The following is a 25,790-nucleotide window of genomic DNA, read 5'->3' as shown; positions in this document are numbered from 1 at the left end:
GGGAGCGCGGCCTCCGGCAGCCGCACGGGTGGAGACTGTCAACCGGTCTCCGCCTTTTATGTAGGAGGAAACATGCGTCGAATCGTCCGGCCCTTCATCGACTTCTGGAACAGCGAGGCCCGCAGCGGCTTCATCCTCTTCGCCGCCGCGGTGGTCGCCTTCGCCGTCGCCAACTCGCCGGCCTCGAGCTGGTACTTCGAGCTCAAGCAACTCCCCGTCGGGCTGAACATCGGCGACGCCGGCCTGCAGAAGCCGCTGGCGAGCTGGGTCAAGGACCTCCTGATGGCCTTCTTCTTCTTGCTGGTGGGCCTGGAGATCAAGCGCGAGATCGTGCAGGGCGAGCTCTCCGACCCCCGCCGCTCGATGCTGACCATCCTGGCGGCCCTGGGCGGGATGGTGGTGCCCGCGCTGGTCTACGTGCTGTTCAACGCCGCCGGCGCCGGGCTGGCGGGCTGGGGCGTGCCCATGGCTACCGACATCGCCTTCGCCATCGGGGTGCTTTCGCTGCTGGGCAAGCGGGTTCCGCTGGGGCTCAAGGTCTTCCTCACCGCCTTCGCCATCGTCGATGACCTGGGCGCGGTGCTGGTGATCGCCTTCTTCTACACCCAGGGCCTCGACCTCACCGCCCTGCTGGCCGCGCTCGGCTTCTTCGGCGTCGCCCTGCTGCTGGGGCGGGCCGGGGTCACCAACCTCTTCGCCTACCTGCTGGCGGGGGCGTTCATGTGGTACTTCACGCTCGAGTCCGGCGTGAGCCCCACCGTGGCCGCGGTGCTCCTCGCGCTCGCCGTCCCCCTGCGCCGCGCGGTGGCCCTCCCCGACCTCCGCACCACCCTCGACGAGGCCGCCCGCCGCGACCCCGAGAACCTCGAGGCCGAGATGGACTCGCTCGAGGACACCCTGCGCAACGCCCAGAGCCCGCTGCACCGGCTCGAGCGCACCCTCCACCCCTGGTCGGCCTACTTCATCATGCCGGTCTTCGCCTTCTTCAACGCGGGCGTGAGCGTGGCCGGGGCCGGCTTCGGGGAGGTGGCGACGGGCGCCTCGCTGGGCCTGCTGCTGGGCAAGCCGCTGGGCATCTTCGGCGTCTGCTGGCTGGCCGTGCGCTCCGGCATCGCCGCCCTGCCCGCGGGCGTCACCTGGCCCATGATCCTGGGCGCGGGTTTCCTGGGCGCCATCGGCTTCACCATGTCGCTGTTCGTAGCCACGCTGGCCTTCGAGGGCTCGGCCACGCTGCTGAACCAGGCCAAGATCGGCGTGCTCTCGGCCTCGGTGGTGGCGGCGCTGGTGGGGCTAGGCTTCCTGGCGTGGGCCACGGGGCGGCAGCCCGTGGGCGTCGATGGTCGATAGCCGATAGCCGGGCGTGCGTTGTACGTCGTACGTCGTACGCAAGACGCAAGACGCAAAACGCCAAACGCCGGTCGTACGTCCTACGTCGTACGCCGTACGCCGTACGCAAGACGCCCCTTCTTCACCCCCCTTAACAAGGGGGGTTGGGGGGATACCCCCGCCCCGCGCGCGGGGCGGGGTTTTGCACGGGCCACGGGGCTTCGGCGGGCGGCTGACTGCTTCCCGCTCCCTCACTGCCTGTCCAGCCGGAACCAGAAGAACGAATGCGGCCCCAGCGTGACGAAGTAGGGCAGTTCGCCGATGGGGGGGAAGGGGGTGCCGCCGATCATCTCGACGGGGACTTTGCCGGCCCAGGGGCGCAGGTCGAGCTCGACGGGCTGGGAGAAGCGGGAGAGGTTGTTGACCACCAGCACCTCCTGGTCTTCGTAGCTCAGGACGTAGGCGAGCACCTTCGGGTTTTGGGGGCGCAGGAAGATCATCTCGCCGCGGCCGAACACGCGGTACTGCTTGCGCACGGCCAGGATGCGGCGCATCCAGTTGAGGAAGGAGGTGGGGCTGCGCTCCTGGGCCTCGACGTTGACGCCCTGATAGCCGTAGGGCGGGTCAACGATCACGGGGCTGTAGAGGCGGCTGGCGTCGGCGCGGGAGAAGCCGGCATTGCGGTCGATGCTCCACTGCATGGGGGTGCGCACCGCGTGGCGGTCGCCAAGGTAGATGTTGTCGCCCATGGCGATCTCGTCGCCGTAGTAGAGGATGGGGCTGCCGGGGAGGGTGAAGATCAAGGAATGCACGAGCTCGAGCTGCCGCCGGCCGCCCTCGAGCAAGGGCGCCAGCCGCCGCCTTATGCCCAGGTTCACCTTCATGCGCGGCTCCTTGGCGTACTCGCTGTACATGTAGTCGCGCTCCTCGTCGGTGACCATCTCCAGCGTCAGCTCGTCGTGGTTGCGCAGGAAGATGGCCCACTGGCAGTCCTCGCGGATGGGGGGGAGGCGCCCCACGATCTCCTCGATGGGGCGGCGCTCCTCCCGGCGCAGCGCCATGAAGATGCGCGGCATCAGCGGGAAGTTGAAGCACATGTGGAACTCGGGGTTCTCGGCGGTGCCGAAGTAGTGGATGACGTCCTCGGGCCACTGGTTGGCCTCGGCCAGCAGCAGCCGCCCGGGGAAGTGCTCGTCCACGAAGCGGCGCAGCCTCGCCAGGAAGGCGTGGGTCTCGGGCAGGTTCTCGCAGTTGGTGCCCTCGCGCTCGAAGAGGTAGGGCACGGCGTCTACGCGGAAGCCGTCGAGGCCTAGCTCGAGCCAGAAGCGCACCACGTCGAGCATCTCCTCCTGCACGCGGGGGTTGTCGTAGTTGAGGTCGGGCTGGCTGGAGAAGAAGCGGTGCCAGTAGAACTTGCCCACCCTCGGCTCCCAGGCCCAGTTGGAGTGCTCGGTGTCGATGAAGATGACGCGCGCGTCCTTGTAGCGCTCGGGGGTGTCGCTCCAGACGTAGTAGTCGTGGTAGGGGTTGTCGGGGCCCTTGAGGGCTTCTTGGAACCAGAAGTGGGCGTCGGAGGTGTGGTTGACCACCAAGTCGGCGATCACCCGCAGGCCGCGGGCGTGGGCCTCCTCGAGGAAGCGGCGGAAGTCGTCGAGGGTGCCGTAGTCGGGGTTGACGTTCTTGTAGTCGGCGATGTCGTAGCCGTCGTCGCGCAGGGGGGAGGGGTAGAAGGGCATGAGCCACAAGCAGTCCACCCCCAGCTTCTGCAGGTAGTCCAGGCGGCTGGTGAGCCCGGGGAAGTCCCCGATCCCGTCGGCGTTGGAGTCCTGGAAGCTGCGCACGTGCAGCTCGTAGAACACCGCGTCCTTGAACCACAGTCCGTCGGCAGGTGCGGCCATAGGGCAATTAATGGCACGAAGCCGCGGCATGAGCCAAATCCTCAGCCCTCCCTCAGCCGGGCTTCAGAGGGCTTTCAGGCCGCTTTCAGGGCAGCAACCGTTTCACCTGGCATTAATTCGGCGGAACGAGGGAGCCTTATGGACAACCGCCGTAAGATTGCCATCCTATGCCACACCAGCGCCGGGGGCTCCGGCGTGGTCGCCACCGAGCTGGCGATCGCCCTGGCGGGGCTGGGGCATCAGGTCCACATCGTCGCCACCGAGCGGCCCTTCCGCCTCACCGACGACCGCATGGCCATCGCGGGGGACCACGCCCCGGCTTTGGTGCGCGACCTGGGCGAGAACCCCAAGGGCTGGGGCCACTGGCTGAAGAAGAGCCGCGAGAGCGTGCTGGGCTGGCTCGCCCGCACGGGCCGCAAGTCGGGCCAGGGCACGCTGCACTTCCACCAGATCACCGGGGCCGACTACCCGCTGTTCAAAGAGCCCATGACCATCCTCACCGCCTCCAACGCCCTGGCCCAGGTGGTCGAGCGCCACGGCGTCGAGATCGTCCACGCCCACTACGCCATCCCCCACGCCACCAGCGCCCTGATGGCCCGCAGCATGGGTCTGCCCATCAAGGTCGTGACCACCCTGCACGGCACCGACGTGACGCTGCTGGGCCTCGAGCCCGCCTTCGCCCACACCACCAAGCACGCGGTGCAGGAGTCCGACGCGGTCACGGCCGTCTCGCGCTCGCTCGAGCAGGACACCCGGCGCAACCTGGGCATCGAGCGGCCCATCCACGTGGTGCATAACTGGGTTGACACCGAGCGCTTCCGCCCCAACCCTGACCCCGCCAACCGCCTCAAGTACGCCCAGCCCGAGGAGGCCATCCTGCTGCACGTCTCCAACTTCCGCCCGGTCAAGCGCCCGCAGGACGTCATCCGCGTCTTCTCCGCCGTCGCCCGCGAGCGCCCGGCGCGGCTGCTGATGATCGGCGACGGCCCGGCGCGGCGGGAGTGCCAGGAGCTCGCGCTCGAGCTCGACCTGGCGGGCCGGGTGCAGTTCATCGACTTCACCCCGGCGGTCGAGCGGTTCATGGCGGTGGCCGACGTGTTCTTGCTGCCCTCGGAGGAGGAGTCCTTCGGGCTGGTGGCGCTGGAGGCCATGAGCTGCGGGGTCCCGGTGGTGGCGAGCCGGGCCGGGGGGCTGCCGGAGGTGGTGGTCGAGGGCGAGAGCGGCCACCTCTGCCCGGTGGGCCACACCGAGGCCATGGCCGAGGCCGTGCTCGGCATCCTCGCCGACCCCCAGCGCCGCGCCGAGATGGGGCGGGCGGCCCGCGAGCGGGCGGTGCGTCACTTCCGGCCCGAGCACATCCTGCCGCGCTACCTCGAGGTCTACCAGAGCGCGCTGGAGGGCGAGGAGATCGTGTGGGCCTGATCGTCGTCTCCAACCGCGAGCCCTACAGCCCGGTGCGCGAGGGGCACGAGCTGCACTGGAAGGCGGCGGTGGGGGGCCTCACCGCCGCGCTCGACCCGGTGCTGCGCGAGCGGGGGGGCACCTGGGTCGCCTGGGGCGACGGGGAGCGCGAGATCCGCAGCGTCGAGCTGCCGCCCGGGGAGGGGCGCTACCGCCTCGAGCGCCTGCCTTTGCGCGAGAGCGAGCTGCAGGACTACTACTACGGCTTCTCCAACCGCGCCTTGTGGCCCATGAGCCACTACTTCCTCAACCGGGTGCGCTACCTGGGCCGCTACTGGAAGGCCTACCAGCGGGTCAACCGGCGCTTCGCCGAGGCGGTGCTGCAGGTCCACCGGCCCGGCGACCTGGTGTGGGTGCACGACTACCAGCTCTGCCTGGTGCCCCGCCTGGTGCGCGAGGCGCTGCCCGAGGCCAGGATCGGCTTCTTCTGGCACATCCCCTGGCCCTCGAGCGAGGTCTTCCGCACCCTGCCCTGGGACCACGAGATCCTCGAGGGCATCCTGGGCGCCGACGTGGTGGGGGTTCACGTGCCTGAGTACGCCCGCCACTTCCGCTCGTGCTGCCGCATCGTGCTGGGCTACGACAACGACGGCCACGCCGTGCAGGCCCCCGGGCGCGCGGTGCGGGTGGAGTCCTTCCCCATCGGCGTCGAGGCCAAGGCCTTCGCCGAGCTGGCCTGCTCGAGCGAGGTGCGCCGGGCCGCCGAGGAGCTGCGCCGGCAGGTGGGCACCCCCTTCCTGCTGGGCGTGGACCGGCTGGACTACACCAAGGGCATCCCCGAGCGCCTGGAGGCCTTCGCGGAGTACTTAGGCCGCCACCCCGAGGCCCACGGCAAGGTCACGCTGGTGCAGATCGCGGTGCCCAGCCGCGAGCAGGTCGACGCCTACCGCCAACTGCGCGAGCAGATCGAGCGGCTGGTCGGGCGCATCAACGGCACCTACGGCCAGGCGGGCTGGACCCCGGTGCACTACATCACCCGCGGGCTCGAGCGCCGCGAGCTCGTCGCGCACTACCTGGCCGCCGACGTGATGCTGGTGACCCCGCTGCGCGACGGCCTCAACCTCGTCGCCAAGGAGTTCGCCGCCGTCTCGGAGCGGGGGGTGCTGATCCTCTCCGAGTTCGCCGGGGCCGCCGCCGAGCTGAAGGAGGCGCTGCTGGTCAACCCCTACGACTACGACGGCCTGGCCCGCGCCATCGGCCAGGCCCTGTCCATGCCCGAGGAGGAGCGGCGGCAGCGCCTGGCCGAGCTCAAGGACCGCCTGCACCGCTTCGACCTCTCGGCCTGGACCGAGGGCTTTTTGCACGCGCTGGAGGGGGCGCGATGATCCCGGAGGAGCTGCTGTGCCTGGGGGAGCGGCCCCTGCTGGTGATCTGCGACTACGACGGCACCTTAGCCCCCATCGCCGTGCACCCCAGCCGCGCCTTCCCCCAGCGCGGGGCGGCACAGGCGCTCGAGGCCCTGCAGCGCCACGGCAAGCACCGCCTCGTGGTGCTGACGGGGCGGCGGGCGCAGGAGGTCCACGGCTTCTTGGGGGTGGCCGGCCTGCGGGTGATCGGGCTGCACGGGCTGGAGTGGCCGGGGCGGCCCGAGCAGCCCCGCGACCGCGCGGCCATCCAGCAGATCGTCTCGAGGCTGCCCCAGGTCGAGGGGATGTGGCTGGAGGACAAGGGCTGGACCCTGGCGGTGCACTACCGCGACACCCCCGAGCCCCTGCAGCCCAAGGCCGCCGCGCTGCTGGCGGCCGTGCCCCTGCCGGAGGGCTGGGAGGCGATGCCGGGCAAGAAGGTCTGCGAGTACCGGCCCGTGGGTTACGGCAAGGGCTGGGCGATCGGCCAACTGGCCCTGGAGCACCCCCAGCACCACCCCGTCTTCGTCGGCGACGACCGCACCGACGAGGAGGGCTTCGCCGCCGTGCTGGGCCTGGGCGGCACCGCGGTCAAGGTGGGCGGGGGTGAGAGCCTGGCGCCCTACCGGCTGGGGAACTCGCTCGAGGTCGTCGAGCTGCTCACCCTCTGGGCCCGCGGCTGCGGCTGAGCTCTTCCGCCAACCCGGCCCACGGGCCCGCCGCGGGTGCGACGATGGGGGCGGTTCAAGGTTCTTTTGCGTGAAAAACCACCGCTCGACGCCGTATACTTGCCCCAATGCAAAACCGGGTGCTGACGGTCTGGTTCATCGCGTTGGCGTCAGCGCTGGCCTGGCTCCTGACGCATTGGCTGCGCCCCGATCAACGCTACGAGGTGCCTTGGCTGATGACGGGGGTGACGGCCCTGGCCTCGCTGTACGGCCTGCCGGGGGGCCTGCTCGCCGGCGGGGTGGCGCTGGGGCTCGAGGCCGCCACCGTGGGGGCGTCCGACCTGCCCTGGCTGGGCCTGGTCCTGCTGGTCAGCGCCCTGCTCGGCAACCGCGCGAGGCTGCGCCTGGACGTCGTGCTGCGGCGCCAGTCCCAGACCACCCGCCAGCTCACGCTGCTGGTGGGGGCGCTCGAGGACCTCAGCCACCTCACCACCCGCGAGGCGGTGTTCGCCGCCCTGCCCGAGCTGCTGCAGCGGCAGGGGGAGGGCCACGCCTCGATCTGGGTCCCCAGCGGCGAGGGTTTTCGCCCGGTGGCCTTCTCCGGCACGCCCCACCTGCCCGGCGCCATCGCCCCCACCGGCGTGGTGGGGCGGGCCTACGCCACCGGCCAGACCCAGTACGTCGCCGACGTGCACAAAGACCCCGGCTACATCCCCGCCACCCCCGCCTCCGGCGGCAGCGAGCTGGCCCTGCCGCTGCGCGAGGGCGAGCAGGTGGTGGCGGTGCTCAACCTCGAGCGCCGCGAGCCCTTCCCGGCCGAGGAGCGCCAGGGCCTCGAGCGCTTCGCCCACGCCGTCAGCGCCCAGCTCGCGCGGCTGTCGGAGCGGCTGGAGAGCGAGCTGCTCAACCGGCTGGCGGTGTCGCTGGCCTCCATCCACTCCCCGCGCGCGATCCTCGAGCAGGCCCTGGAGATCCTCATGCCCACCCTGGGGGTGCAGCACGGCGGCATCTTGATGCAGCAGGGCGCGCGCATGGTGCTGCTGGCGTCCAGGGGTACGAGCAGCGTGCAGGCCAGCATCCCCTTCAGCCGCGGCCTGGTCTGGCAGGTCTACCGCAGCGGCCGGCCGGTGTTCATCGAAAGCGCCTCGGCCCACGAGGGCGCGGCCCTGGAGCTGCTGCTCGAGGCGCTGGAGGGCCTGGTGCTCCACCCCGTCCCCCTGCCCGGCGGCGAGCGGCAGCGGGTGGTGCTCTACCTGGGCGACGAGCGCCCGCGGCTGTGGCGGCAGTCCGAGCGCGACCTGCTGCAGACCGCCTGCCGCACCGTGGGCCTGGCTTTGGAGACCGCCCTGATCCGCGAGCGCCTGGAGGGCCTGCTGCACCTGGCCCGCGACACCGTCGAGGCCCCGCCCGCGCAGGTCTACCAGCAGGTGCTCGAGGCGGCCGTGCGGCTGGTGCCGGGGGCCGAGAAGGGCAGCCTGCTGGTGCGCAAGGGCGAGCACTTCTACTTCCAGGCGGTGGTGGGCTTCGACCTCGAGGCCCTCGCCGGCCTGCACTTCAACGAGGCCGACCACCTGCGCTGGTACGGCGAGGACCGCCAGGGCTGGCTGCGCGGCGAGCCGCGCATCGTCACCGCCGAGGAGGTCTCCATCGCCCAGATCAGCCGCAGCACCGCCCCCGACGACACCCTCGAGCGCGTCGCGGCCATGGACCGCATGCAGGCCAACCTGACCCTGCCGATCCCCTACCGGGGGGAGGTGCTGGCCCTGCTCAACCTCGACAACTTCCACGACCCCGCCGCCTTCGACGCCTACTCCAAGGAGGTCGCCCGTTCCTTCAGCACCCCGGTGGCCGCCATCCTGCACGAGGTGCGCAACCGCAACCTGCTCGAGGAGGCCGCCCTCACCGACGCCCTCACCGGCCTGCCCAACCGCCGCGCCTTCGACCGCCGCCTCTCCGAGGAGCTCGAGCGGGCCAAGCGCCACGGCTACCCGCTCTCCCTGCTGGTCATGGACCTGCGCGGCTTCAAGCAGGTCAACGACCGCCTGGGCCACGCCCGCGGCGACGAGGCGCTGGTGCGGGTGGCCCAGGCGCTGCTGCTCGAGCGGCGCAAGAGCGACAGCCTCTTCCGCTGGGGCGGCGACGAGTTCGCGGCCATCCTCCCCCACGCCGACTCGCTCGGCGGCCTCTCGGTGGCCCAGCGCTACGCCAGCCTGGTCGAGACCATCTGCCTCGAGGGGCTGTGCATGGGCCTCAACATCGGCGTGGCGACCTTCCCCGAGGAGGCCAACAGCCAGCAGACGTTGCTCCAGCTCGCCGACAGCCGCATGTACAGGGCCAAGGAGCAGGGGGTGGCGGTGTTGAGGCCGTCGTGAGGGGTGGGGGGTGTCGGGCGCCGGACGCCGGACGCTGATAGCCGATAGCCCATAGCTGGACGCCGGGCGGGGGTCGTGCGTCCTACGTCGTACGTCGTACGTCGTACGCAAAACGCCAAACGCAAAACGCCAAACGCCAAACGCCAAACGCAAAACGCAAGACGCAAAACGCAAGACGCAGGACGCAGGACGCATTGTCACCCCCCTTAGCAAGGGGGGCTGGGGGGGATATTCCCAACACGCCACGGGCCTCCCGCTGAAGGCTGACGGCTGATAGCTGACGGCTTCCCTCCCGGCTGCTGTGCTATCCTTGGGCAACGCAACGCCGATTAAAGCGGGCTCGAGGGGGGGGTCGGGAATGAGGAAGGGTATTTGCGTGCTATTGCTGTTGCTGCTCGGCGGGCTGGCCTGGGGTCAGAAGAGCTATTTCGGCATCCACCCCAACATCGGGACGGGGGTGCTGGGGCTGGGGCTGGAGTACGCCGTGCAGCCGTGGCGCTTCAGCCTGGACTACGCCGCCATCACCGTCACGCTGAGCGACGGCGTGACCACGGTCAACGTCAACGGCCTGGGGCTGGGGGCCGATTACATCAGCCGCATCCCCTTGAGCGAGGACAAGTCCTCGTTCTTCTACTACGGCGCGGGGGTCTTTTTGTCGTACTACTTCACCGACGCGGCCTCGCTGTTCGGCCTGACCCCCAGGGCGCTGGGCGGGGTGGAATTCCTGCTGGCCCAGCCGCAGATCGCCCTCTACCTCGAGCCCCAGTTGGGCTACACCTACTTCCCCAGCGAGGGGATCGGCGGCCTCATCCTGGGGCTGCAATTGGGCATCTACTTCCGCTGAGCGCGGGGGAGGTGCGGGGCGCGGCCCCCGCGGTCATTCCCCCAGCTTGCCCCGGAGGTAGCGCAGGGCCACCGCGTCGAGGTAGGGGCCGCCGGCGTAGCGCTCCTCGAGGTTCTCGATCTCGACCAGCGCCCGCAAGGCCTTCTCGGTGGCCCCGTCCCACTCGCCCGTCGCCGCGCCCGCGTAGTGGCCCAGGCGGGCCAGGTGGCGCTGGAGCCAGGCGATGTCCTCCCGGCCCAGCGGCTCGGGGTCGCGCGGCTTGTCGAAGAGCAGGCGGTGGATCTCCAGCAGGCGGCCGAGCTCGAGGCAGGGGTCGGGGTGGTCGTCCACGCGCAGGTCGATCCAGCGGTCCATCCCGCCGTAGCCCTTGCCCGCCCCCACCACCGTCAGCGACGCCGACTGCCGGCCCCGCCGGTCGCCCCCGGCCCGGTCGGCGGCCAGGAGCGCGGCGCACAGCCGCTCGGGGAAGGGGAGGTCGAGGGCGGCGAAGGTGTCCACCAGCGCGTCGATCACCTCGGGGCCGCTGAGGATGTTGCCCTGCGCCGCGAAGTTCTCCCCTGACTTCCCCCCGGCCCAGCCGTGGCACTCGTTGCCGGTGAAGGAGAGGCTCTCGCCCTTGGCGTTGACCATCCCGAACTGGCGGGTGTGCAGCCCCGGGTCGGTGCGGCGGAAGGTCGCCAGGATCTCCTCCATCCCGGCCTCGGCCTTCATCAGCGCCAGCCCCTGGGGCCCGAACCTGGGGTTGGCGTAAGACTGCGTCGCCACCGCGCCCACGCCGGCCTCGAGCCAGGGCACCACCGCCCCGACCGCCAAGAACTTGCTGGCGACGGCTATCCCAAGGTCGCCGGTCTGCGGGTCGCGGGCCACGAGGGAGAAGGTCGCGATCGGGGTCATGGAATTATCCTACGCCGGATGTCGATGGTCGATAGCCGAACGTGGGTCGTACGTCCTGCGTCGTACGTCGTACGCGAGACGCAAGACGCGGGTCGTACGTCGTACGTCGTACGCAAAACGCAAGACGCCAGACGTATTGTCACCCCCCTTAGTGAGGGGGCCGGGGGGAATATCCCCTCCCCGTGCCAACGGGGAGAGGTGAACCACGAGCCATGGGCCACAAGCTGACGGCGGCCTTAATCCGGCTTCAACCTTCGGCTTTTTGGGTCATTCCGCCTACCCCTATGGCCCCTCGGTGGGTCAGGATGGACGGTGCACGCTAAGTGGCGAGGGCCTGGTCGTGGGCCCTCGGGATGGTGGAGGTCAAGGGGGTAGACATGGGCGGGTTTGGAGAGCAGTTGCGGGAGGCCCGGGCTGCGAAGGGCCTGGGGATCGCGGAGGTGGCGGGGCGGCTCAAGCTGCGGCCCGCGATGGTCGAGGCGCTCGAGGGCGAGGCCTGGGAGCAGCTGCCCGAGCCGGCGCTGGCGCGGGGCTACCTGCGGAACTACGCGCTGGTGCTGGGCTTAGACCCCAAGCCCCTGCTGGCGCTGTGCCCGGGGGCGACGCCGCCGGGCCCGAAGCCCCAGGAAGCCCGCGAGGAAAGCACGATACGGGTGCGGGTGTTGCGGCCCGCGCTGTAGGCGGCTCGGCCGGCTCCCGCCGTGTCCGGGCGGATTGGGCGGGAGCTTACGCCGCCGGCGCCGGGGCGTCCCTAGACTCTAGGGGATGAGAAGCGCCGTTGCGGCACCTTCCGAAGCCGAGCTGGAGGCTCTGCGCCAGGGGGCGGGCCTGGTCCGGCAGGCCGGGGGCCTGCTCGAGGTGCGCGGGGCCGACCGCGCCGACTTCCTGCACAACCAGTGCACCTCCCACGTCAAGGGCCTGCCCCCGGGCGGCTGGCTCGAGACCCTCTTCCTCAACAACCGCGGCCAGGTCGAGTTCTTGGGCGAGGTCTTCCACCTCCCCGAGCGCTTGTGGCTCACCACCGACCGCCCCGCCGAGCTGCGCCAGCGCTTCCTGCGCTACATCATCTTCGACCAGGTCGAAGTCGCCGAGCTGCCGGGCTACGCGCTGCTCGAGCTCGTCGGCCCGCGCGCGGCCGAGGTCTTGCCCGCGCCCGAGGCGGGGCGCTGGGCCGAGCACGAGGGCGGGGTCGTGGCCCGCCACGCCCGCGGCCTGCGGCTGGTCGTGCCCGCCGAGCGGCTCGAGGCCGTCCGCCGGCAGGTGCTGGGCGCGGGCGGGGCGGAGGTGAGCCCCGAGGCCTACGCCCTCTGGCGCGTGGAGCAGGGGCTGGCCGGCGGCCTCGAGGCCCTGGGCGAATTGCCGCAGGAGGTGGGGCTGGAGGCGCGGGTCTCCTACAAGAAGGGCTGCTACTTGGGCCAGGAGATCATGGCCCGGCTCGAGGCCCGCGGCAACACCCGCTACCGCCTGGTGGCCTTGCAGGGGGAGGGGCTCGAGCCCGGGGCCGAGGTGCGGCGCGGGGAGAAGGCGGTGGGCAGGGTGGGCACCGTGGCCCTCTCGCCCCAGGGCGGTCGGCTGGCCTTGGCGCTGCTGCGCAAGGAGGTCGGGGCCGGGGAAGAGGTGCAGGTGGGCGGGTCGGCGGCGCGGGTGCTCGAGCCGCCGCTGCGAGGGGGAAAGCCATGATCACCTACGAGGTCACGGCCACGGTGCGCCCCGACCTTTGCGAGGCCTACGAACGCTACATGCGCGAGCGCCACGTCCCCGACCTGCTCCAGACCGGCGCCTTCGCCGGGGCCAGCTTCAGCCGCTCGGCCCCCGGGCGCTACCGCGTGCGCTACGAGGCCCACGACCGCGCCGCCCTCGACCGCTACCTCGCCCTCCACGCCCCCCGGCTGCGCCAGCACCTCCTCGAGCAGTTCCCCGAGGGCGTCGAGCTCAGCCGCGAGGAGTGGGAGGTGCTGGAGGCGTGGCCCGTGGCCGGCGCCCCCCGCTGACCTCACGCCCCCCACAACCCCACGAGAATCCCGTTCTGGAGCCTGCCGCGGTATCATCGGGTGAGGCTCTGGACAGCCCGTTAAGTATTAGCTATACTGACAGGAGTTGATTATGTTGTTAACAGAAATCATCGGGGTGGGGAGCGAGCTTCTGTACGGCGAGACGGTGGACACCAACACCGCCGAGATCGCGCGTAGCCTGCAGCCCTACGCCGTGGAGGTGCGCCGCACCCTGCGCGTGGCCGACGACCTGGGGGCCCTCACCGCCGAGCTGCGGCAGGCGCTGGGCCACGCCCGGCTGGTGGTGCTCTCCGGCGGGCTGGGCCCCACCCCCGACGACGTGACCCGCGAGGCCGTCGCGGCGGCCTTGGGCGAGGGGCTCGAGCCCGACCCCGAGGTGCTGCGCTGGCTCGAGGGGCTCTTCGCCGCGCGCGGCTGGGCCATGCCCGAGGCCAACCGCAAGCAGGCCATGAAGATCCCCTCCGCCGCCTGGCTGCCCAACCCGCGCGGCACCGCGCCGGGCTGGTGGGTGCGCCGCGACGGCCTCGACCTGGTGGCCCTCCCCGGCCCGCCCGCCGAGTGGCGGCCCATGTGGCAGCAGCTCCTGCCCCAGCTCGGCCTGCCCCGGCGGGCCTACGCGCAGAAGGCCTTCAAGACCTTCGGCCTGGGCGAGTCCAAGATCACCGAGGAGCTGGGCGAGCTCTTCGTGCGGCAGGGCCCGGCCGAGGTGGGCACCTACGCCAAGGCGCACGGCGTGGAGGTGGTCATCCGCGGCGAGCCCGAAGAGGTCGAGCGCCTGGCGCGGCTCATCCGGCCCAAGCTGGGCCCGGCCGTGTGGGGCGAGGACGACGCCACCTTGCCCCAGGTGCTGCTGCACGCGCTCGAGGCCCGCGGCGCCACCCTCGCCACCATCGAGTCGCTCACCGGGGGCCTGCTGGGCGCGCTCGTGACCGAGGTTCCCGGGGCCTCACGGGTCTACCTGGGCGGCGTGGTATCGTACAGCCCGGAGGCCAAGGTGCGCTACGGAGTACCCCGTCAGATCGTCGAGCAGGGCACGGTTTCTGAAAGCTGTGCCGTGGCGATGGCGGAAGCAGTCCGAAATACCCTGGGCGCCACCTACGGCCTGTCCACCACCGGCGTCGCCGGGCCGGACGAGCTCGAGGGCCACCCCGCGGGCACGGTCTTCGTCGGGTTGGCCGGGCCGCAGGGCAGCCGGGCCCGGCGCTACCGCCTCCCCGCGCCCTCCCGCGAGGCGGTGCGCCAGCGGGCGGCCCACGCCGCGCTCTTCCTGCTGGCCGAGGAGTTGCTGGGCCTGGGGCGCCCGCTGCGCGAGGTGAAGGGATGAAGACCCCGCGCCCCGCCGTCACCGCCGTGCGGCCCGAGACCGTGCGGCTGTTCTACGCCATCTTCGTCCCGCCCGAGCTGCGGCCCCCGCTCGAGGAGGCCCAGCGCAGGCTCAAAGGCTTCCGCAACTGGAAGCCCACCCCGCCCGAGCAACTGCACCTCACCCTGATGTTTCTGGGCGAGGTGCCCAGGGGGCGCCTGGACGAGGCCGTGCAGGTGGGGGCGGTGGTGGCCCGCCGGGTCGCGCCCTTCACCCTGCACCTGGGCGGCACCGGCTATTTCCCCCCGGACGGCACCCCCCGGGTCTGGTTCGTCAAGGCGGAGGGGGCGGGCTTAGAGCCCCTCGCCGCCGGCCTGCGGGAAGCCCTCCCCGACCTGGGCGACCCCAAGCCCTTCAAGGCCCACATCACCCTGGCCCGCCGCAAGGGCCCCGCGCCCCGGGTCGGGCCGGTGGTGTTCGACCTCGAGTTCGGGGTGGGGGAGATCACTCTGGTGCAGTCCGAACTCTCCAAACAGGGTTCGCGTTACCGCGTGCTGCAACGCTTCGAACTGAAAGGACGTGAGGAATGACTATGGACAAGGACAAACAGAAGGCGCTCGACACCGCGCTCAAGAACATCGAGAAGCAGTTCGGCAAGGGCGCGGTGATGCGCCTGGGCGAATCCAGCCGCCAGCACGTGGACGTGATCCCCACCGGCAGCATGGGCCTCGACCTCGCCCTCGGCGTGGGCGGCATCCCGCGCGGGCGCATCATCGAGATCTACGGCCCCGAGTCGGGCGGCAAGACCACGCTCTCGCTGTCCATCGTGGCCCAGGCCCAGCGCAACGGCGGCGTGGCGGCCTTCGTCGACGCCGAGCACGCCCTCGACCCCACCTACGCCCGCAGCCTCGGCGTCAACGTCGATGACCTGCTGGTCTCGCAGCCCGACACCGGCGAGCAGGCGCTCGAGATCGTCGAACTCCTCACCCGCTCGGGCGCCGTTGACGTGATCGTCGTTGACTCCGTCGCCGCCCTCACCCCCCAGGCCGAGATCGAGGGCCAGATGGGCGACGCCTTCGTGGGCCTGCAGGCGCGCATGATGAGCCAGGCCATGCGCAAGCTCACCGCCGCGCTGTCGAAGAGCAACACCGCCGCCATCTTCATCAACCAGATCCGCGAGAAGGTGGGCGTGATGTACGGCAACCCCGAGACCACCCCGGGCGGCCGGGCGCTGAAGTTCTACGCCTCCGTGCGCCTCGACGTGCGCCGCCAGGGCCAGCCCATCAAGGTCGGCAACGACGCGGTGGGCAACCGGGTGCGGGTTAAGGTAACCAAGAACAAAGTGGCCCCGCCCTTCCGTGAAGCCGAGATCGAGCTTTACTATGGAAAGGGGATTGACCCCCTGGCCGATCTGGTCACGGTGGCGGTGGCTGCCGAGGTGATTCAGAAGTCGGGTTCCTGGTTGTCTTATGGCGAAGTCCGTCTGGGACAGGGCAAAGAGAAGGCCGCCGAGTACCTCAAGGGCGACCCCAAAATGGCTCAGGAAATCCGCGAGAAGGTGCTCGCCCAGTCCAGCAACCTGCCGCTCAACCTGGCGGGTGGCGACGAGGAAGAGACAACCTCCACCCCAGTCCCCGCCGAAGCCGAAGCCTAGTAGCCGGGTAACCCTGCCTGAGAACGCTGAGGTTTAGATTGAAGCATTTGCCAAGCCTGGATTGATCAATCTGATCCAACCGTGCCGCTCAGGTCGGGGCGAGGGTTCCCCAACCTGACGCCATGACTGCCCGCTACTCACCCCCGCGTTCACCCCGTCCCCTGGATGCGCTCCGGCGCACCTGGGGGATTTTTCGTGAGTGGACGGGCCTGAACCTGGTTCTCAGGCTGTTCTGGCGCGGGCTCGAGGAGGCCACGCCGCCCCTCGCCCGCCCCGCCCGCCGCGGGCTTCTAAGGCCGCGGCGGCACACCCGCTGGCGCTTCCTGGAGGAGGTTGGTAATGACCCCATTGGACATTGTGCTGTTGATGATCGTGGTGGTGCTGCTGGCAGCGGTGGTGCTGCTGTGGCAGCGTGGCAATCGGATGGCCGAGCTCGACAAGAGCGCGCTCGAGGCCGCCCGGCAGGAGGCCCAGGTCATGCTGGACGCGGCCCGCAAGGACGCCCAGACCACCCTGGAGACCGCGCGCTCGCAGGCGCAGGCCCTGCTGGAGAACGCCCGCGCCCAGGCCCGCGAGCTCACCGCCACCGCCCAGAACGAGGCCCGCTCCACCCGTGAGACGGCCCAGGCCGAGGCCGAGCGCATCCGCACCGACGCCGAGAACCGGGTGCGCACCCGCATGGCCGAGGAGCGCGAGCGCCTGCAGACGGCCCTGGCCGCCGAGCGCGAGTCGCTGAAGCTCGAGCGCGAGCGGTTGCAGTCCGACCTCACGGCGGTGCGGGCCGAGCGCGAGGAGCTCAAGCGCGAGACCGAGCGGCTGGCCCGCCGCGGCGAACAGCTCGACGCCCGCGCCGCCCGCCTCGACGAGCAGGAGGAGAAGCTCGACGCCCACGAGAAGGCGCTCTACGAGCGCGAGGCCGAGCTCGCCGCCCGCGAGCGCCACATCGACCTCAAGCTGCAGGAGGTCGCGGGCATGAGCCAGGAGGAAGCCCGCAGCCTGCTGCTCACCCGCCTCGAGGCCGAGCTCGAGGAGGAGCGCGCCCACCGGGTGCGCGCCAGCCTGGAGAAGGCCCGGCTCGAGGTCAAGCGCGAGGCCCAGAAGCTCTTGGCCCAGGCCATGCAGCGCCAGGCCTCCGAGACCGCCGCGGCGCTGGCGGTGTCGGTGGTGCCCATCCCCTCCGACGCCATGAAGGGCCGCATCATCGGGCGCGAGGGCCGCAACATCCGCACCTTCGAGGCCCTCACCGGCGTGGACCTCATCATCGACGACACCCCCGAGGCGGTGCTGCTGTCCAGCTTCAACCCCGTGCGCCGCGAGATCGCCAAGATGGCCCTCGAGCAGCTCGTCAGCGATGGCCGCATCCACCCCAGCCGCATCGAGGAGGTGGTGGAGAAGGCCAAGAACGAGATGAAGACCTACATCTACGAGCGCGGGGAGGAGGCCGCGCTCGAGGCGGGCGTGGTCGGGCTCAAGCCGGGGCTGGTGCAACTGCTCGGCCGCCTGCACTTCCGCAGCTCCTACGGCCAGAACGTGCTCAAGCACTCCGTGCAGGTCGCCCACCTCACCGGCATCATGGCCGCCGAGCTCGGCCTCGACGTGACCCTCGCCCGCCGCGCGGGCCTGATGCACGACATCGGCAAGTCTGTGGACCGCGAGATCGAGGGCACCCACGTCGAGATCGGCATCACCCTGGCCTCGCGCTTCGGCGAGCCCAAGGAGGTCATCGACGCCATCGCCCACCACCACGACCCCGAGAACGGCGAGACCCTCTACTCGGTGCTCGCCGCCGCCGCCGACGCCATCAGCGCCGCCCGCCCCGGCGCCCGCCGCGAGAGCCTGGAGGAGTACATCCAGCGCCTGGAGCAGCTCGAGCGCATCGCCATGAGCTTCCCCGGCGTGGACCAGGCCTTCGCCGTGCAGGCCGGGCGCGAGGTGCGCGTCATCGTCAAGCCCGACAAGATCACCGACACCAAGGCCACCCTGCTCGCGCGGGAGATCGCCGGCCGCATCGAGCGCGACATGAACTACCCCGGGCAGGTGCAGGTGACGGTGGTGCGGGAGAGCCGGGCGGTGGAGTTCGCGAAGTAGGCATACGCCGAAGCGGGTCCTACGTCGTACGTCGTGCGCAAGACGCGAAACGCACAACGTAAAACGTAAAACGCAAGGCGCCTAAAACCTCCAATGGGGTCTTGCCTCCGGCAGCTATCAACCATCGACGTTCGTTGAAGAGGCCTGAACCCGTCAAATGTACGGCGCTCCCCAATCCCTATAGAATGGGGCGATATGGCTGGACTCTTCTCCTTGGGCGGACAGGACATTGGCATTGACCTCGGCACCGCGTCGGTGCTGATTTACGTGCGGGGCAAAGGCATCGTCCTGCGGGAACCCTCGGTCATCGCGGTGGTGCAGGGCAGCAAGGAAGTCAAGGCGGTGGGGGCGGAGGCCTACCGCATGCTCGGCCGCACGCCGGGCAACATCGTCGCGGCGCGGCCGCTCAAGGACGGGGTGATCGCCGACTACACCCTGACGGAGAAGATGCTCAAGCTCTTCCTGGCGAAAGTGCTCACCGGGCCGCGCTTCTCCCGGCCGCAGGTGATGGTGGGCGTGCCCTCCGGCGTCACCGAGGTCGAGCGGCGCGCGGTGGTGCAGGCCATCGTGGAGGCCGGGGCCAAGCGGGCCTTCCTGATCGATGAACCGCTGGCGGCGGCTATCGGGGCGGGGATCAAGATCGCCGAGCCCACCGGCAGCATGGTCGTGGACATCGGCGGCGGCTCTTCCGACATCGCCGTCATCAGCCTGGGGGGCATCGTGCACTCGACGAGCCTGCGGGTCGCGGGCAACGAGTTCGACGAGGCGATCATCCGCCACATCCGCAACAAGTACAACCTGCTCATCGGCGAGCGCACCGCCGAGGACCTCAAGATCAAGATCGGCGCGGCCAAGCTCATGCCCGAGGACGAGCGCCTGGTGGCCGAGGTGCGCGGGCGCGACCTGATCACGGGGCTGCCCAAGACCATCGAAGTCGCCGACCAGGACATCGTGGACGCGCTGCAGGAGCCGTTGGACAAGATCGTGCAGGGCGTGAAGGGCATCCTCGAGACCACCCCCCCCGAGCTCGTCTCCGACATCATCGACCGCGGCATCCTGCTCTCGGGCGGCGGCTCGCTGCTCAAGAACTTCGACCTGCTGCTGCAGGACGCCACCGGCGTGCCCGTGGTGGTGGCCGAGAACGCGGTGGAGGCGGTGGCGGTGGGCACGGGCAAGGCGCTGGACATGCTGCACGTGCTCAAGGACGCGCTGGTCTCCTCCGACAACGTGCTCCGGCGCTGAGCCGGACGCCCGAGCATGCGCCTGTCGGACGTTGCCCAAGCGATTCAGGGGCGGCTCGAGGGGCCCGACCTCGAGGTCTCGCGCCTCGCGCCCCCCGAGACGGCCCGGCCCGGCGAGCTCGTCGCCGTGCGGGAGCCCAAATTCCTGCCCCAGGCCCTACAGAGCGGGGCCGCATTGGTCCTGCCCGACGGCCTGCCGCTGCCGGAGGCCCGCAGCGCCGTGCGGGTCGCCTCCTTGGGCGCGGCCTGGCCCCGGCTGCTGGCCCTGTTCGAGCCGGCGGAGCCCTGGGCCGGGCCCGGCGTCCACCCGACCGCGCTCGTCGAGGCGGGGGTGGCCCTCGACGCGGTCAAAGACCTGCTGGGCCACGCCTCCATCAGCACCACCCAGATCTACCTGCACGCCACCGCCGGCCGCCTGGCCGAGGCCGCGCGCAAGCTGCCGCGCCTGCCGTAGTCCCCGCGACCCCGTGACCCAACGGTCTGACGGCCCGACGTCCCCCGGGGTTGAGGGCCGACACCGCTATATATGGTAGAGATGAGAGAGGCACTGCTCGACCTTATGGCGGCGCTCGGCCTCAGGCAGCGTGACCTGGCCCACCTGGCCGGGGTCAGCGAGCCCACGCTGTCCAAGGCCTTCGCCAGCGACCAAGCGTTTGCTGATTTTTTTCGCCGGAACCCGGAGGCGGCCCAGACGCTGCTGAATCTGTCCGACCCCGACGTGCAGTGGGCGCTGCTGCAGGAGCAGGCCCGGCGCCACCTCGCGCGCTGCCTGGCCCGCTGGCTCGACGTGCACTCCACGGTAGCGCGCGACCTGGCCGAGGAGCTGGTGCGGCAGTACCGGGTGCGCGTGCCCCGCTGGGACGACCCCCACCCCGACGCCAGGCCCCGCTAGGCCGCCCCGGCTGGGTCAGCCGCCCGGGGTGCGCCCCGACGCCTCCAGGTAGCGCTCGAGGGCCTCCACGATCCACCGCTACTCTTTCAGCATGCGGGAGAACAGCTTCTTCCAGTTGGCGAGCACGGGCTTGTCGATGGGGGGTGGGGTCCGGGCAAGCAGCCGGTTCTTAAACCCTTTCGCCAGGGTGACCTTCCAGCCGGGGTCGAGCGCGACCCCCTTGCGCCCGGCGAAGCCCTGGACCTGAGCGACCAGTGGACGGGCTGGATCGTAGTGGTCGGCGAACAGCTCGTCGACCTCGCGGAACAGCTTGTTCAGCAGCGGCTCAAGCACGCTGAAGGGGATCAGATCCTCCAGCTCGGCGTCCTGCACCTGGGCGAAGTCGCCCACTGCGATCAGCCGCTCGGGGCTGGGCTTGTACAGCTCGGCGGCGAGGCTGGCCTGCATGGCCCGGCCTGCGTCGTCGCTGTCGAGCACCACCGGCGGCAGCTCCCCCTCGCGGCCGGTCAGCAAGCTCGAGAGCGGCTTTACCCCCTTGGTCCCCCCCGAGGGGACGAAGACGATCTCCAGCGGGGGGGCGATCTGCTTCTCCCGGATCAGCCAGTTTTTGATGGCGTTGAGGTAGATCTGGTCGGAGACCCCCTCGACGATCACCGGCAGACAGCCCTGCAACAGGGTATCGGAGACGCTGAGGCCGAGCGCGGCGTGGACAGCGTAGACTGAGCGTTGGTGGCTGCCTGGGCTCTCCGCAGCGCGCAGGTTTTCCGAGGCCACGGTGAATCCGTTATCGTCCACGTAGACCACCCTAACCCGGTCGATGTGGTTGGTGTCCACCAGGAAGGGGGACTGGGTGGTGTGGATGACCTGGTTGGTCTTGGAGAGGTTGGCGAAGAACTGGGCTAGGTCGCGCTGGGCGAGGGGGTGGAGGGAGTGCCCAGCCTCGTCAAGGAGCAGGATAGCACCCGCATGGGCCTCCTCGCTCTCCACCAGGAACACCAGGTAGAAGCTCAGGAACCACTGCAACCCGGCGCTGCGGTTCTCCAGCTCGATGGGCTCGGGGCGGGAGGGCTCGGAGGCGAAGATGCGGAAGTAGTTGCCGTCGGCCCGGAAGTCGAAGCTGTACTCGCCCTGCTTCCACCACTCGCGGAACTCGCGCGAGAGCCGGCTCTGGGCCGAGTGGAGCAGGGCCTGCCGCTCAGTCTTCTTCCTGGCGGCCTCGGCGATCTGCTCCTCGCTGACCTGCTGGACCACCTGACCGTAGTGGTTAACCACCTGGACAGGCTCCTTCCCCATCTCCATGATCTCCTTCGGGTCAAGGCCCACGTACTTGAAAAGCACCCGCAACGTGCGGGCCTTGGCCTCGGCGACACCGGTGAGGTCGGTACGCTGCATGTTCTCCAAGGCGTGGGGGAGGTAGATCTCGGAGTCGAGGTTGCCGTAGTTGGAGTAGTACACGAACTTGGGGATCGCCTTGAGCACGACCTCCTTCACGCCTGGGACCAGATGGGGCGCGACGAAGTAGCGCTCCAGGCGCTCGATCTCAGACCGCACCGCCTCCAACGCAGCCTGGAAGGCGGACGGCTTGGACAGGTTCAAGGTCATGAGGGTGTGCTTTTTCAACTCGTCCAGCTGCTCCCTCGAGAAGGAGGTCTCGGGCGTGGGGTACTTCTCGAGGATCTGCTCGAGTCTTTCCTCCACTGCCGCCTTGGCCTCCTCGAGCTCCGGGGTGGCGGCCTCAGCCCGCACCCGGGCCAAATTGTCGGTCACCACCTTGTGGAAATTGCTCGAGCGGATCGCAGCGGCTGGCGTAGCATTCAGGAACTCGACGCCGACGTCGCCCGCGAAGGTCTTCGACAGCCTGACCCGCAGAGGCTGGTCGGTCGCGATCAAGCATTTTTCGGCCACCGCCTTGGTGGCCTCCTCGGAGAGCTCGAAGTCGGCCTCGATGAAGGTGATCTTCCCTGGCTCGCTGCGTGCGGTGGAGTACAGACGGCGAGGCAGGTCAGCCAGCAGGTTGATTTCGCCGCCCTTGGCCGGGTTGAGCTTCCACAGCGCCAGCAGCAGGTTGGACTTGCCCGCCTCGTTCACCCCCACCAGGGTGGTCACGTCGTCGCAGGTGATCCAGCCGCTGTCCTCGATCGAGCGGAACTGCCGCACGCGAAATTGGAGCAACGCCATATGCCGTCAGTGTACCAATTCCAATACCCCGGCTGAGGCAGGCCCCAGCTCGGCCTCACCACAGCAACGGCCCCAGCGTCGCAGCAGCAAACCAGGCCCCACACAGGCATGATGCTGCCCCACCAAGGCGCAGAACCACGCTGAGGCGCGGCATCTGCCGCGAAAGTCGCCACGCCCCCCGAAACAGGTCCCCCCAGCACCAGGCGTACACCCATACGGCCAGCGGGCCCACCAGCGCCGCCCAGGCCAACGAGCGCTCGGCGCCGCCGCCCCAGGCCAGCACCAACCCTCCGCCCAGCGCGGCCATGATACCGGCGGTACCCACCGCGACGCGCCAGGCGGCCATCCCCAGCCCGCGGGCCAGCTTAGCGGCCCGGTCCAGGAGGCCGCCAGGGGTGCTGAGCACGAGGGCCAAGCCCCCCAAGGCCATGCCTATCCCCAGACTCGCGAGCAACACCACCGGGTTGACCAACTCCCACAACGCGACCAGCGCCCGGCCGCGACCGTAGTGGGCCAGCACCCAGGCCAGCGGGATGAGTAGGGGGGTCAGGGGTGCGGGGGAGCCCGCGCGGAGCCGACGCCCACCCCGCCGCAGCTCCCGCCACACCGCGGCAAGTGCTGCGCTGAAGCCACGGCGCAGCCCACTCAGGGCCACGGCTGCGGCCGTCCGGGCCACCGCCCAGACCAGCTGAGCCGCACCCCGAACCCTACGCAAGGCATGATCGACCTGCCGCATACCCCCAGTGTAGCGGGAGGCGGCCGGACTCCGGGTCCGACCCCCAGATCCAAGAGGGGGCGGGGGCCTTGGGCCCCCGCCGTCCCTTCGCCGTGCCTCAGGCGGCCTCTTCCACCCCGAGCCCGCCCCCGGGGGTCAGCAAGGCCACCAGCCGCTCCCCGCGCACCAGCGCGTACACCGCCGGGCCCTCGGCGGGGTCGAGGGGCTGCTGCAGGGCCGCGAGAAGCGCCTGGGGCTCGTCGAGGTCGACCCCCACGAGCTGGAAGCGCTCGGGCAGCCGCTCGAGCACCTCCGCGTGCGCGGCGAGGTAGTCCGAGGCCAGCCCTGCGGCCTGAGTGCTCTTGCCTACCATGCCTCCCTCCCTTCGGCCTTGGCGGCCAGGTACTCCTCAATGTACTCCCTCACGCTGAACCCCCCCTTCTCGCCGTCGTGCCACTCCAGCTGCACGGCCCACTCCTGCACCCGCCCGGCCAGTGAAGCCGCACCAGCGGCCCGGCGATGCCGGTACTCATGCGTGCGCAGCGTGACGCGGATGCGCGCGTTCGCGGGGCGCTCGAGGGCGAAGACGTAAGCGCTCTGCCCCACTGCCCCACCTCACAGCGCCGCCAGCCGGGCCGCGGCCAGCGCGGCCTCCAGGCTGGGGTAGCCCCGGCGCCGCAGGGCCTCGAGGGGGGTCTCCCCCTCGCCCATGAGGCCCAGGTCCAGCACCCCCTGGGGGGTGAGGGCGACCAGCCCCCCGCCGTAGGCGAGGTAGACCAGTCCCCCCTCGGTCCAGGCCAACGGCTGCTGCACGGTGGGCGCCCGACCGGTGCAGCCCACCGCCTGCGCCAGTAGCTTGGTGAGGCCGTCCCTGGCGGTGGCGGGGACCCACTGCGCCAGCAGCGCCAGCGCGGCCACGTCGCGGGGGTGCGCCCGCACGAAGTCCAGCGCCGTCCGCCCCTCGAGGTCGTTGGCCGACCACAGCCGCCGCCAGTGCCCCTCCGGCAGCCAGTGCCCGCTGCGCGGGCCCACCACCACCCGGTAGCGCTCGGACAGCGCGAGCACGCGCTGCACCGGGGGGCGGACCCCCAGCCGCTCCTTGGCCCACAGATCGCTGAGGGGCCCGACCGGGCCCAGGTAGGGGCGTAGCTCCTCGAGCGGCGCACCCCCCACCTCCAGCGTGCGCCCCTTCAGCAACAGCCAGCGCAGCCGTCCGCGCCGGAGGACTAGGGCGCCGGGGACCTCCTCCACCTCGTCCTGCGTCCCGCAGCGGAAGAGCGGGTCGAGCGACCAGACCGCCAGGCGCTTGACGATCTCGCGCACGGCGTCGCTCTGGGCCGGAGCGCCCTGCGCTTCGGCGGCCCAGGGCGTGAAGGGCTCCTGCCGCAGGGGCTCGGCCAGTTGCGGCGGGCAGTCGGCCGGCAGGAGGGCGCGGTGGGAGGGGAAGCTGTGGAGCAGCTCCCCACGGCGGTACAACAGGATCGAAGCGCCCTCCAGCAGGCCCCACTCGCCCCAGGTGTAGACCTGCCGCAGCGGCATGGCCGCGGGCAGCTCGGCCTGGGGCCAGCGGGCCCAGAACCAGCGGCGCCACAGCAGGTCTCCCTCCCAGCCCTCGTGCTCAAGGCTGACCTCGCAGGCGCGCGAGGGGAAGGGCTGGTAGGGCCGCTCGCTCCGCCGCCACCAGCGCAGGTGGGCGCGCAGCTGCGCGGGCAGCTCGGCGGGCACGGGGTGCCGGTCCAGCCACTCCAGCAAGGCCTCGTCGGGCCGCTCCTCGCCCGGGCCCCACACCCTCTTCCCGTGCAGCCACAGTTCGCCGTTGAGCGGGTCGAATCGCAACATCCCATACCTCCTATCTCCCGCATCTTATCGCCGAATTGCGATGTTGTGCCATATGAAACTTTGATCGGATAATAACAGCAAGGATGGCCGCCTTTTGCTTCTAGAAATCTCGAGTGATACTCTTAAAACAGATAGGAGGTAGTTATGGTGAACCAAGTCAAACTCATCGGCGCCGTGGTGCGCAGCGAGCTGCGCAACATCGGCAAGAACCTCACCCCCCTGCTCGAGGTCACCCTGGCCGGGGTGGACGAGGTGGGCGAGAAGCGCTTCGCCTGGTACCACCAGGTGAGCTACCTGGGCAAGCGCGCCGAGCGCCTGGCGGAGCTGCTGGCCCCCGGCGCGGGGGCGGTGGCGGTGGGCCAGCTGGAGTACCGCAGCTGGGAGGGCCCCGACGGGGAGAAGCGCAGCCGGGTGGAGGTCAAGGCCGCCGCGCTGGAGGTCTTCACCCCGCCCCTGGAGCACCTCGACGCCGACTCCGGCGATAACCCCCGCCTGTGCGAGGGGGCGGTGAACCGGGTGACGCTGGTGGGTAACCTCACCCGCGACCCCGAGCAGGGCGAGCGGGGCCCGGTGAAGGCGGGCCTCGCCGTCACCGAGTGGGTGCCCGGCCGCGGGGGGAAAGAGGGCCACGAGAAGGCCCACTTCTTCGACCTGGTGGCCTGGAACGGGGCGGGGGGCGCGCTCAAGGAGTGCGGCAAGGGCTGCCCGCTGCTGGTGGAGGGCCGCCTGGTCGGGGAGAGCTGGGAGGCTCCTGACGGGCAGCGCCGCTACGCCACGCGCGTGGAGGTGGCCCGGGTGATCCCGCTGCTGCGCCCCGCAGGCGGGTCGGCCGAGCCGCCCGCCGCGTAGCCCCGCAGGACCAGACGGAAGAACCCCCCGGCTCTTGCCGGGGGGAGTTCTTGTGCTATATTGGGGCTGGTTCATGCGGGTTCGCCCGATGATCCGTGTCAGGAGGCCGCCCCCAGCCGGGGGCGGCGCTCCTTTGCTCAGTCGTCCCCGCGCCCGGTGGAGGCCCCGGGCGCCGGGCCGCGGTAGGGCGGGGGCGAGGGCGGTGCGGCG

General features: G+C 70.7%; 24 protein-coding genes. 17 read left to right on the top strand and 7 right to left on the bottom strand.

Going from position 1 to position 25,790, the window contains the following annotated elements; translation table 11 throughout:
• Window positions 1-72 precede the first annotated feature (72 nt).
• On the top strand, window positions 73-1,347 hold the full coding sequence (gene nhaA / locus Mterra_RS02800; RefSeq protein ID WP_119313776.1) for a Na+/H+ antiporter NhaA: 1,275 nt from the start codon (window positions 73-75) through the stop codon (window positions 1,345-1,347).
• Between the two features lie 230 nt (window positions 1,348-1,577).
• Here the strand turns inward: nhaA and treS are convergent, their stop codons facing one another.
• On the bottom strand, window positions 1,578-3,224 hold the full coding sequence (gene treS, locus Mterra_RS02795) for a maltose alpha-D-glucosyltransferase (protein WP_119313775.1): 1,647 nt from the start codon (window positions 3,222-3,224) through the stop codon (window positions 1,578-1,580).
• A gap of 138 nt (window positions 3,225-3,362) precedes the next feature.
• Here treS and bshA point away from each other — a divergent pair, with 138 nt between their 5' ends.
• From bshA to Mterra_RS02770, 5 genes are all read left to right on the top strand, one after another.
• A complete protein-coding gene (gene bshA / locus Mterra_RS02790; protein WP_119313774.1) occupies window positions 3,363-4,646 on the top strand; it encodes an N-acetyl-alpha-D-glucosaminyl L-malate synthase BshA in 1,284 nt (427 codons plus the stop codon).
• On the top strand, window positions 4,637-6,010 hold the full coding sequence (locus Mterra_RS02785) for an alpha,alpha-trehalose-phosphate synthase (UDP-forming) (RefSeq protein ID WP_119313773.1): 1,374 nt from the start codon (window positions 4,637-4,639) through the stop codon (window positions 6,008-6,010). The genes bshA and Mterra_RS02785 overlap by 10 nt, the downstream gene beginning before the upstream one ends.
• Window positions 6,007-6,720: a trehalose-phosphatase gene (gene otsB / locus Mterra_RS02780; RefSeq protein ID WP_119313772.1), complete on the top strand. Its 714-nt coding sequence runs from the start codon at window positions 6,007-6,009 to the stop codon at window positions 6,718-6,720. The genes Mterra_RS02785 and otsB overlap by 4 nt, the downstream gene beginning before the upstream one ends.
• A gap of 107 nt (window positions 6,721-6,827) precedes the next feature.
• Window positions 6,828-9,071 (top strand): sensor domain-containing diguanylate cyclase, encoded by a 2,244-nt coding sequence (locus Mterra_RS02775; RefSeq protein ID WP_119313771.1) that lies wholly within the window; start codon window positions 6,828-6,830, stop codon window positions 9,069-9,071.
• Between the two features lie 376 nt (window positions 9,072-9,447).
• Window positions 9,448-9,915: a hypothetical protein gene (locus tag Mterra_RS02770; protein WP_147372519.1), complete on the top strand. Its 468-nt coding sequence runs from the start codon at window positions 9,448-9,450 to the stop codon at window positions 9,913-9,915.
• 33 nt (window positions 9,916-9,948) lie between these two features.
• Here Mterra_RS02770 and Mterra_RS02765 read toward each other — a convergent pair whose 3' ends face one another.
• Window positions 9,949-10,809, bottom strand: coding sequence for a DUF1028 domain-containing protein (locus Mterra_RS02765; protein WP_119313769.1), 861 nt, complete (start codon window positions 10,807-10,809; stop codon window positions 9,949-9,951).
• Between the two features lie 377 nt (window positions 10,810-11,186).
• Between Mterra_RS02765 and Mterra_RS02760 the strand changes: the two genes are divergently transcribed.
• The 10 genes from Mterra_RS02760 (at window position 11,187) to Mterra_RS02715 (ending at window position 19,999) form a co-directional block, all read left to right on the top strand.
• On the top strand, window positions 11,187-11,489 hold the full coding sequence (locus tag Mterra_RS02760; protein WP_119313788.1) for a helix-turn-helix domain-containing protein: 303 nt from the start codon (window positions 11,187-11,189) through the stop codon (window positions 11,487-11,489).
• Window positions 11,490-11,574: 85 nt separating this feature from the next.
• Window positions 11,575-12,489, top strand: a complete 915-nt coding sequence (gene ygfZ / locus Mterra_RS02755; RefSeq protein ID WP_119313768.1) for a CAF17-like 4Fe-4S cluster assembly/insertion protein YgfZ — start codon at window positions 11,575-11,577, stop codon at window positions 12,487-12,489.
• Window positions 12,486-12,800, top strand: a complete 315-nt coding sequence (locus Mterra_RS02750; protein ID WP_119313767.1) for a DUF4286 family protein — start codon at window positions 12,486-12,488, stop codon at window positions 12,798-12,800. Before ygfZ ends, Mterra_RS02750 begins: the two co-directional genes overlap by 4 nt.
• Before the next feature lie 112 nt (window positions 12,801-12,912).
• Window positions 12,913-14,145, top strand: coding sequence for a CinA family nicotinamide mononucleotide deamidase-related protein (locus Mterra_RS02745; RefSeq protein ID WP_119313766.1), 1,233 nt, complete (start codon window positions 12,913-12,915; stop codon window positions 14,143-14,145).
• Window positions 14,146-14,186: 41 nt separating this feature from the next.
• Window positions 14,187-14,714: an RNA 2',3'-cyclic phosphodiesterase gene (thpR, locus tag Mterra_RS02740; protein ID WP_170159528.1), complete on the top strand. Its 528-nt coding sequence runs from the start codon at window positions 14,187-14,189 to the stop codon at window positions 14,712-14,714.
• Window positions 14,715-14,716: 2 nt separating this feature from the next.
• A complete protein-coding gene (recA, locus tag Mterra_RS02735; RefSeq protein ID WP_119313764.1) occupies window positions 14,717-15,778 on the top strand; it encodes a recombinase RecA in 1,062 nt (353 codons plus the stop codon).
• 339 nt (window positions 15,779-16,117) lie between these two features.
• On the top strand, window positions 16,118-17,866 hold the full coding sequence (rny, locus tag Mterra_RS02730) for a ribonuclease Y (RefSeq protein ID WP_119313763.1): 1,749 nt from the start codon (window positions 16,118-16,120) through the stop codon (window positions 17,864-17,866).
• Window positions 17,867-18,061: 195 nt separating this feature from the next.
• On the top strand, window positions 18,062-19,108 hold the full coding sequence (gene mreB / locus Mterra_RS02725) for a rod shape-determining protein (RefSeq protein WP_027893964.1): 1,047 nt from the start codon (window positions 18,062-18,064) through the stop codon (window positions 19,106-19,108).
• A 15-nt stretch (window positions 19,109-19,123) separates the two neighbouring features.
• The gene (locus Mterra_RS23620; protein ID WP_119313762.1) at window positions 19,124-19,561 is read left to right on the top strand and encodes a tyrosine-type recombinase/integrase; all 438 of its coding nucleotides are present in this window, start codon (window positions 19,124-19,126) and stop codon (window positions 19,559-19,561) included.
• An 81-nt stretch (window positions 19,562-19,642) separates the two neighbouring features.
• On the top strand, window positions 19,643-19,999 hold the full coding sequence (locus Mterra_RS02715) for a helix-turn-helix domain-containing protein (RefSeq protein WP_147372518.1): 357 nt from the start codon (window positions 19,643-19,645) through the stop codon (window positions 19,997-19,999).
• A gap of 78 nt (window positions 20,000-20,077) precedes the next feature.
• On the opposite strand, the gene Mterra_RS02710 is transcribed toward Mterra_RS02715, so the two are convergent.
• The 5 genes from Mterra_RS02710 to Mterra_RS02690 all read right to left on the bottom strand — a co-directional run bounded on the left by Mterra_RS02710 (window position 20,078) and on the right by Mterra_RS02690 (window position 24,731).
• Window positions 20,078-22,177 carry an AAA family ATPase gene (locus Mterra_RS02710; RefSeq protein ID WP_119313760.1) on the bottom strand — a complete coding sequence of 700 codons (2,100 nt, stop codon included), beginning with the start codon at window positions 22,175-22,177 and terminating at the stop codon, window positions 20,078-20,080.
• Between the two features lie 55 nt (window positions 22,178-22,232).
• Entirely contained in the window at window positions 22,233-22,832 is a 600-nt protein-coding gene (locus Mterra_RS02705; RefSeq protein WP_147372517.1) for a hypothetical protein, read from the bottom strand.
• A gap of 178 nt (window positions 22,833-23,010) precedes the next feature.
• Entirely contained in the window at window positions 23,011-23,265 is a 255-nt protein-coding gene (locus tag Mterra_RS02700; RefSeq protein ID WP_119313758.1) for a hypothetical protein, read from the bottom strand.
• On the bottom strand, window positions 23,259-23,498 hold the full coding sequence (locus tag Mterra_RS02695) for a hypothetical protein (protein ID WP_119313757.1): 240 nt from the start codon (window positions 23,496-23,498) through the stop codon (window positions 23,259-23,261). Before Mterra_RS02695 ends, Mterra_RS02700 begins: the two co-directional genes overlap by 7 nt.
• Window positions 23,499-23,507: 9 nt before the next feature.
• Window positions 23,508-24,731, bottom strand: a complete 1,224-nt coding sequence (locus Mterra_RS02690; protein WP_119313756.1) for a hypothetical protein — start codon at window positions 24,729-24,731, stop codon at window positions 23,508-23,510.
• Window positions 24,732-24,878: 147 nt separating this feature from the next.
• On the opposite strand from Mterra_RS02690, the gene Mterra_RS02685 reads away from it, so the two are divergent.
• A complete protein-coding gene (locus tag Mterra_RS02685) occupies window positions 24,879-25,580 on the top strand; it encodes a single-stranded DNA-binding protein (RefSeq protein ID WP_245971497.1) in 702 nt (233 codons plus the stop codon).
• Window positions 25,581-25,790 lie beyond the last annotated feature (210 nt).

This window comes from Calidithermus terrae (genome assembly GCF_003574345.1).
Classification (GTDB): Bacteria; Deinococcota; Deinococci; order Deinococcales; family Thermaceae; genus Calidithermus; species Calidithermus chliarophilus.
Note: the sequence above shows the minus strand (reverse complement) of the source record. Positions and strands in the feature narration are given on the sequence as shown.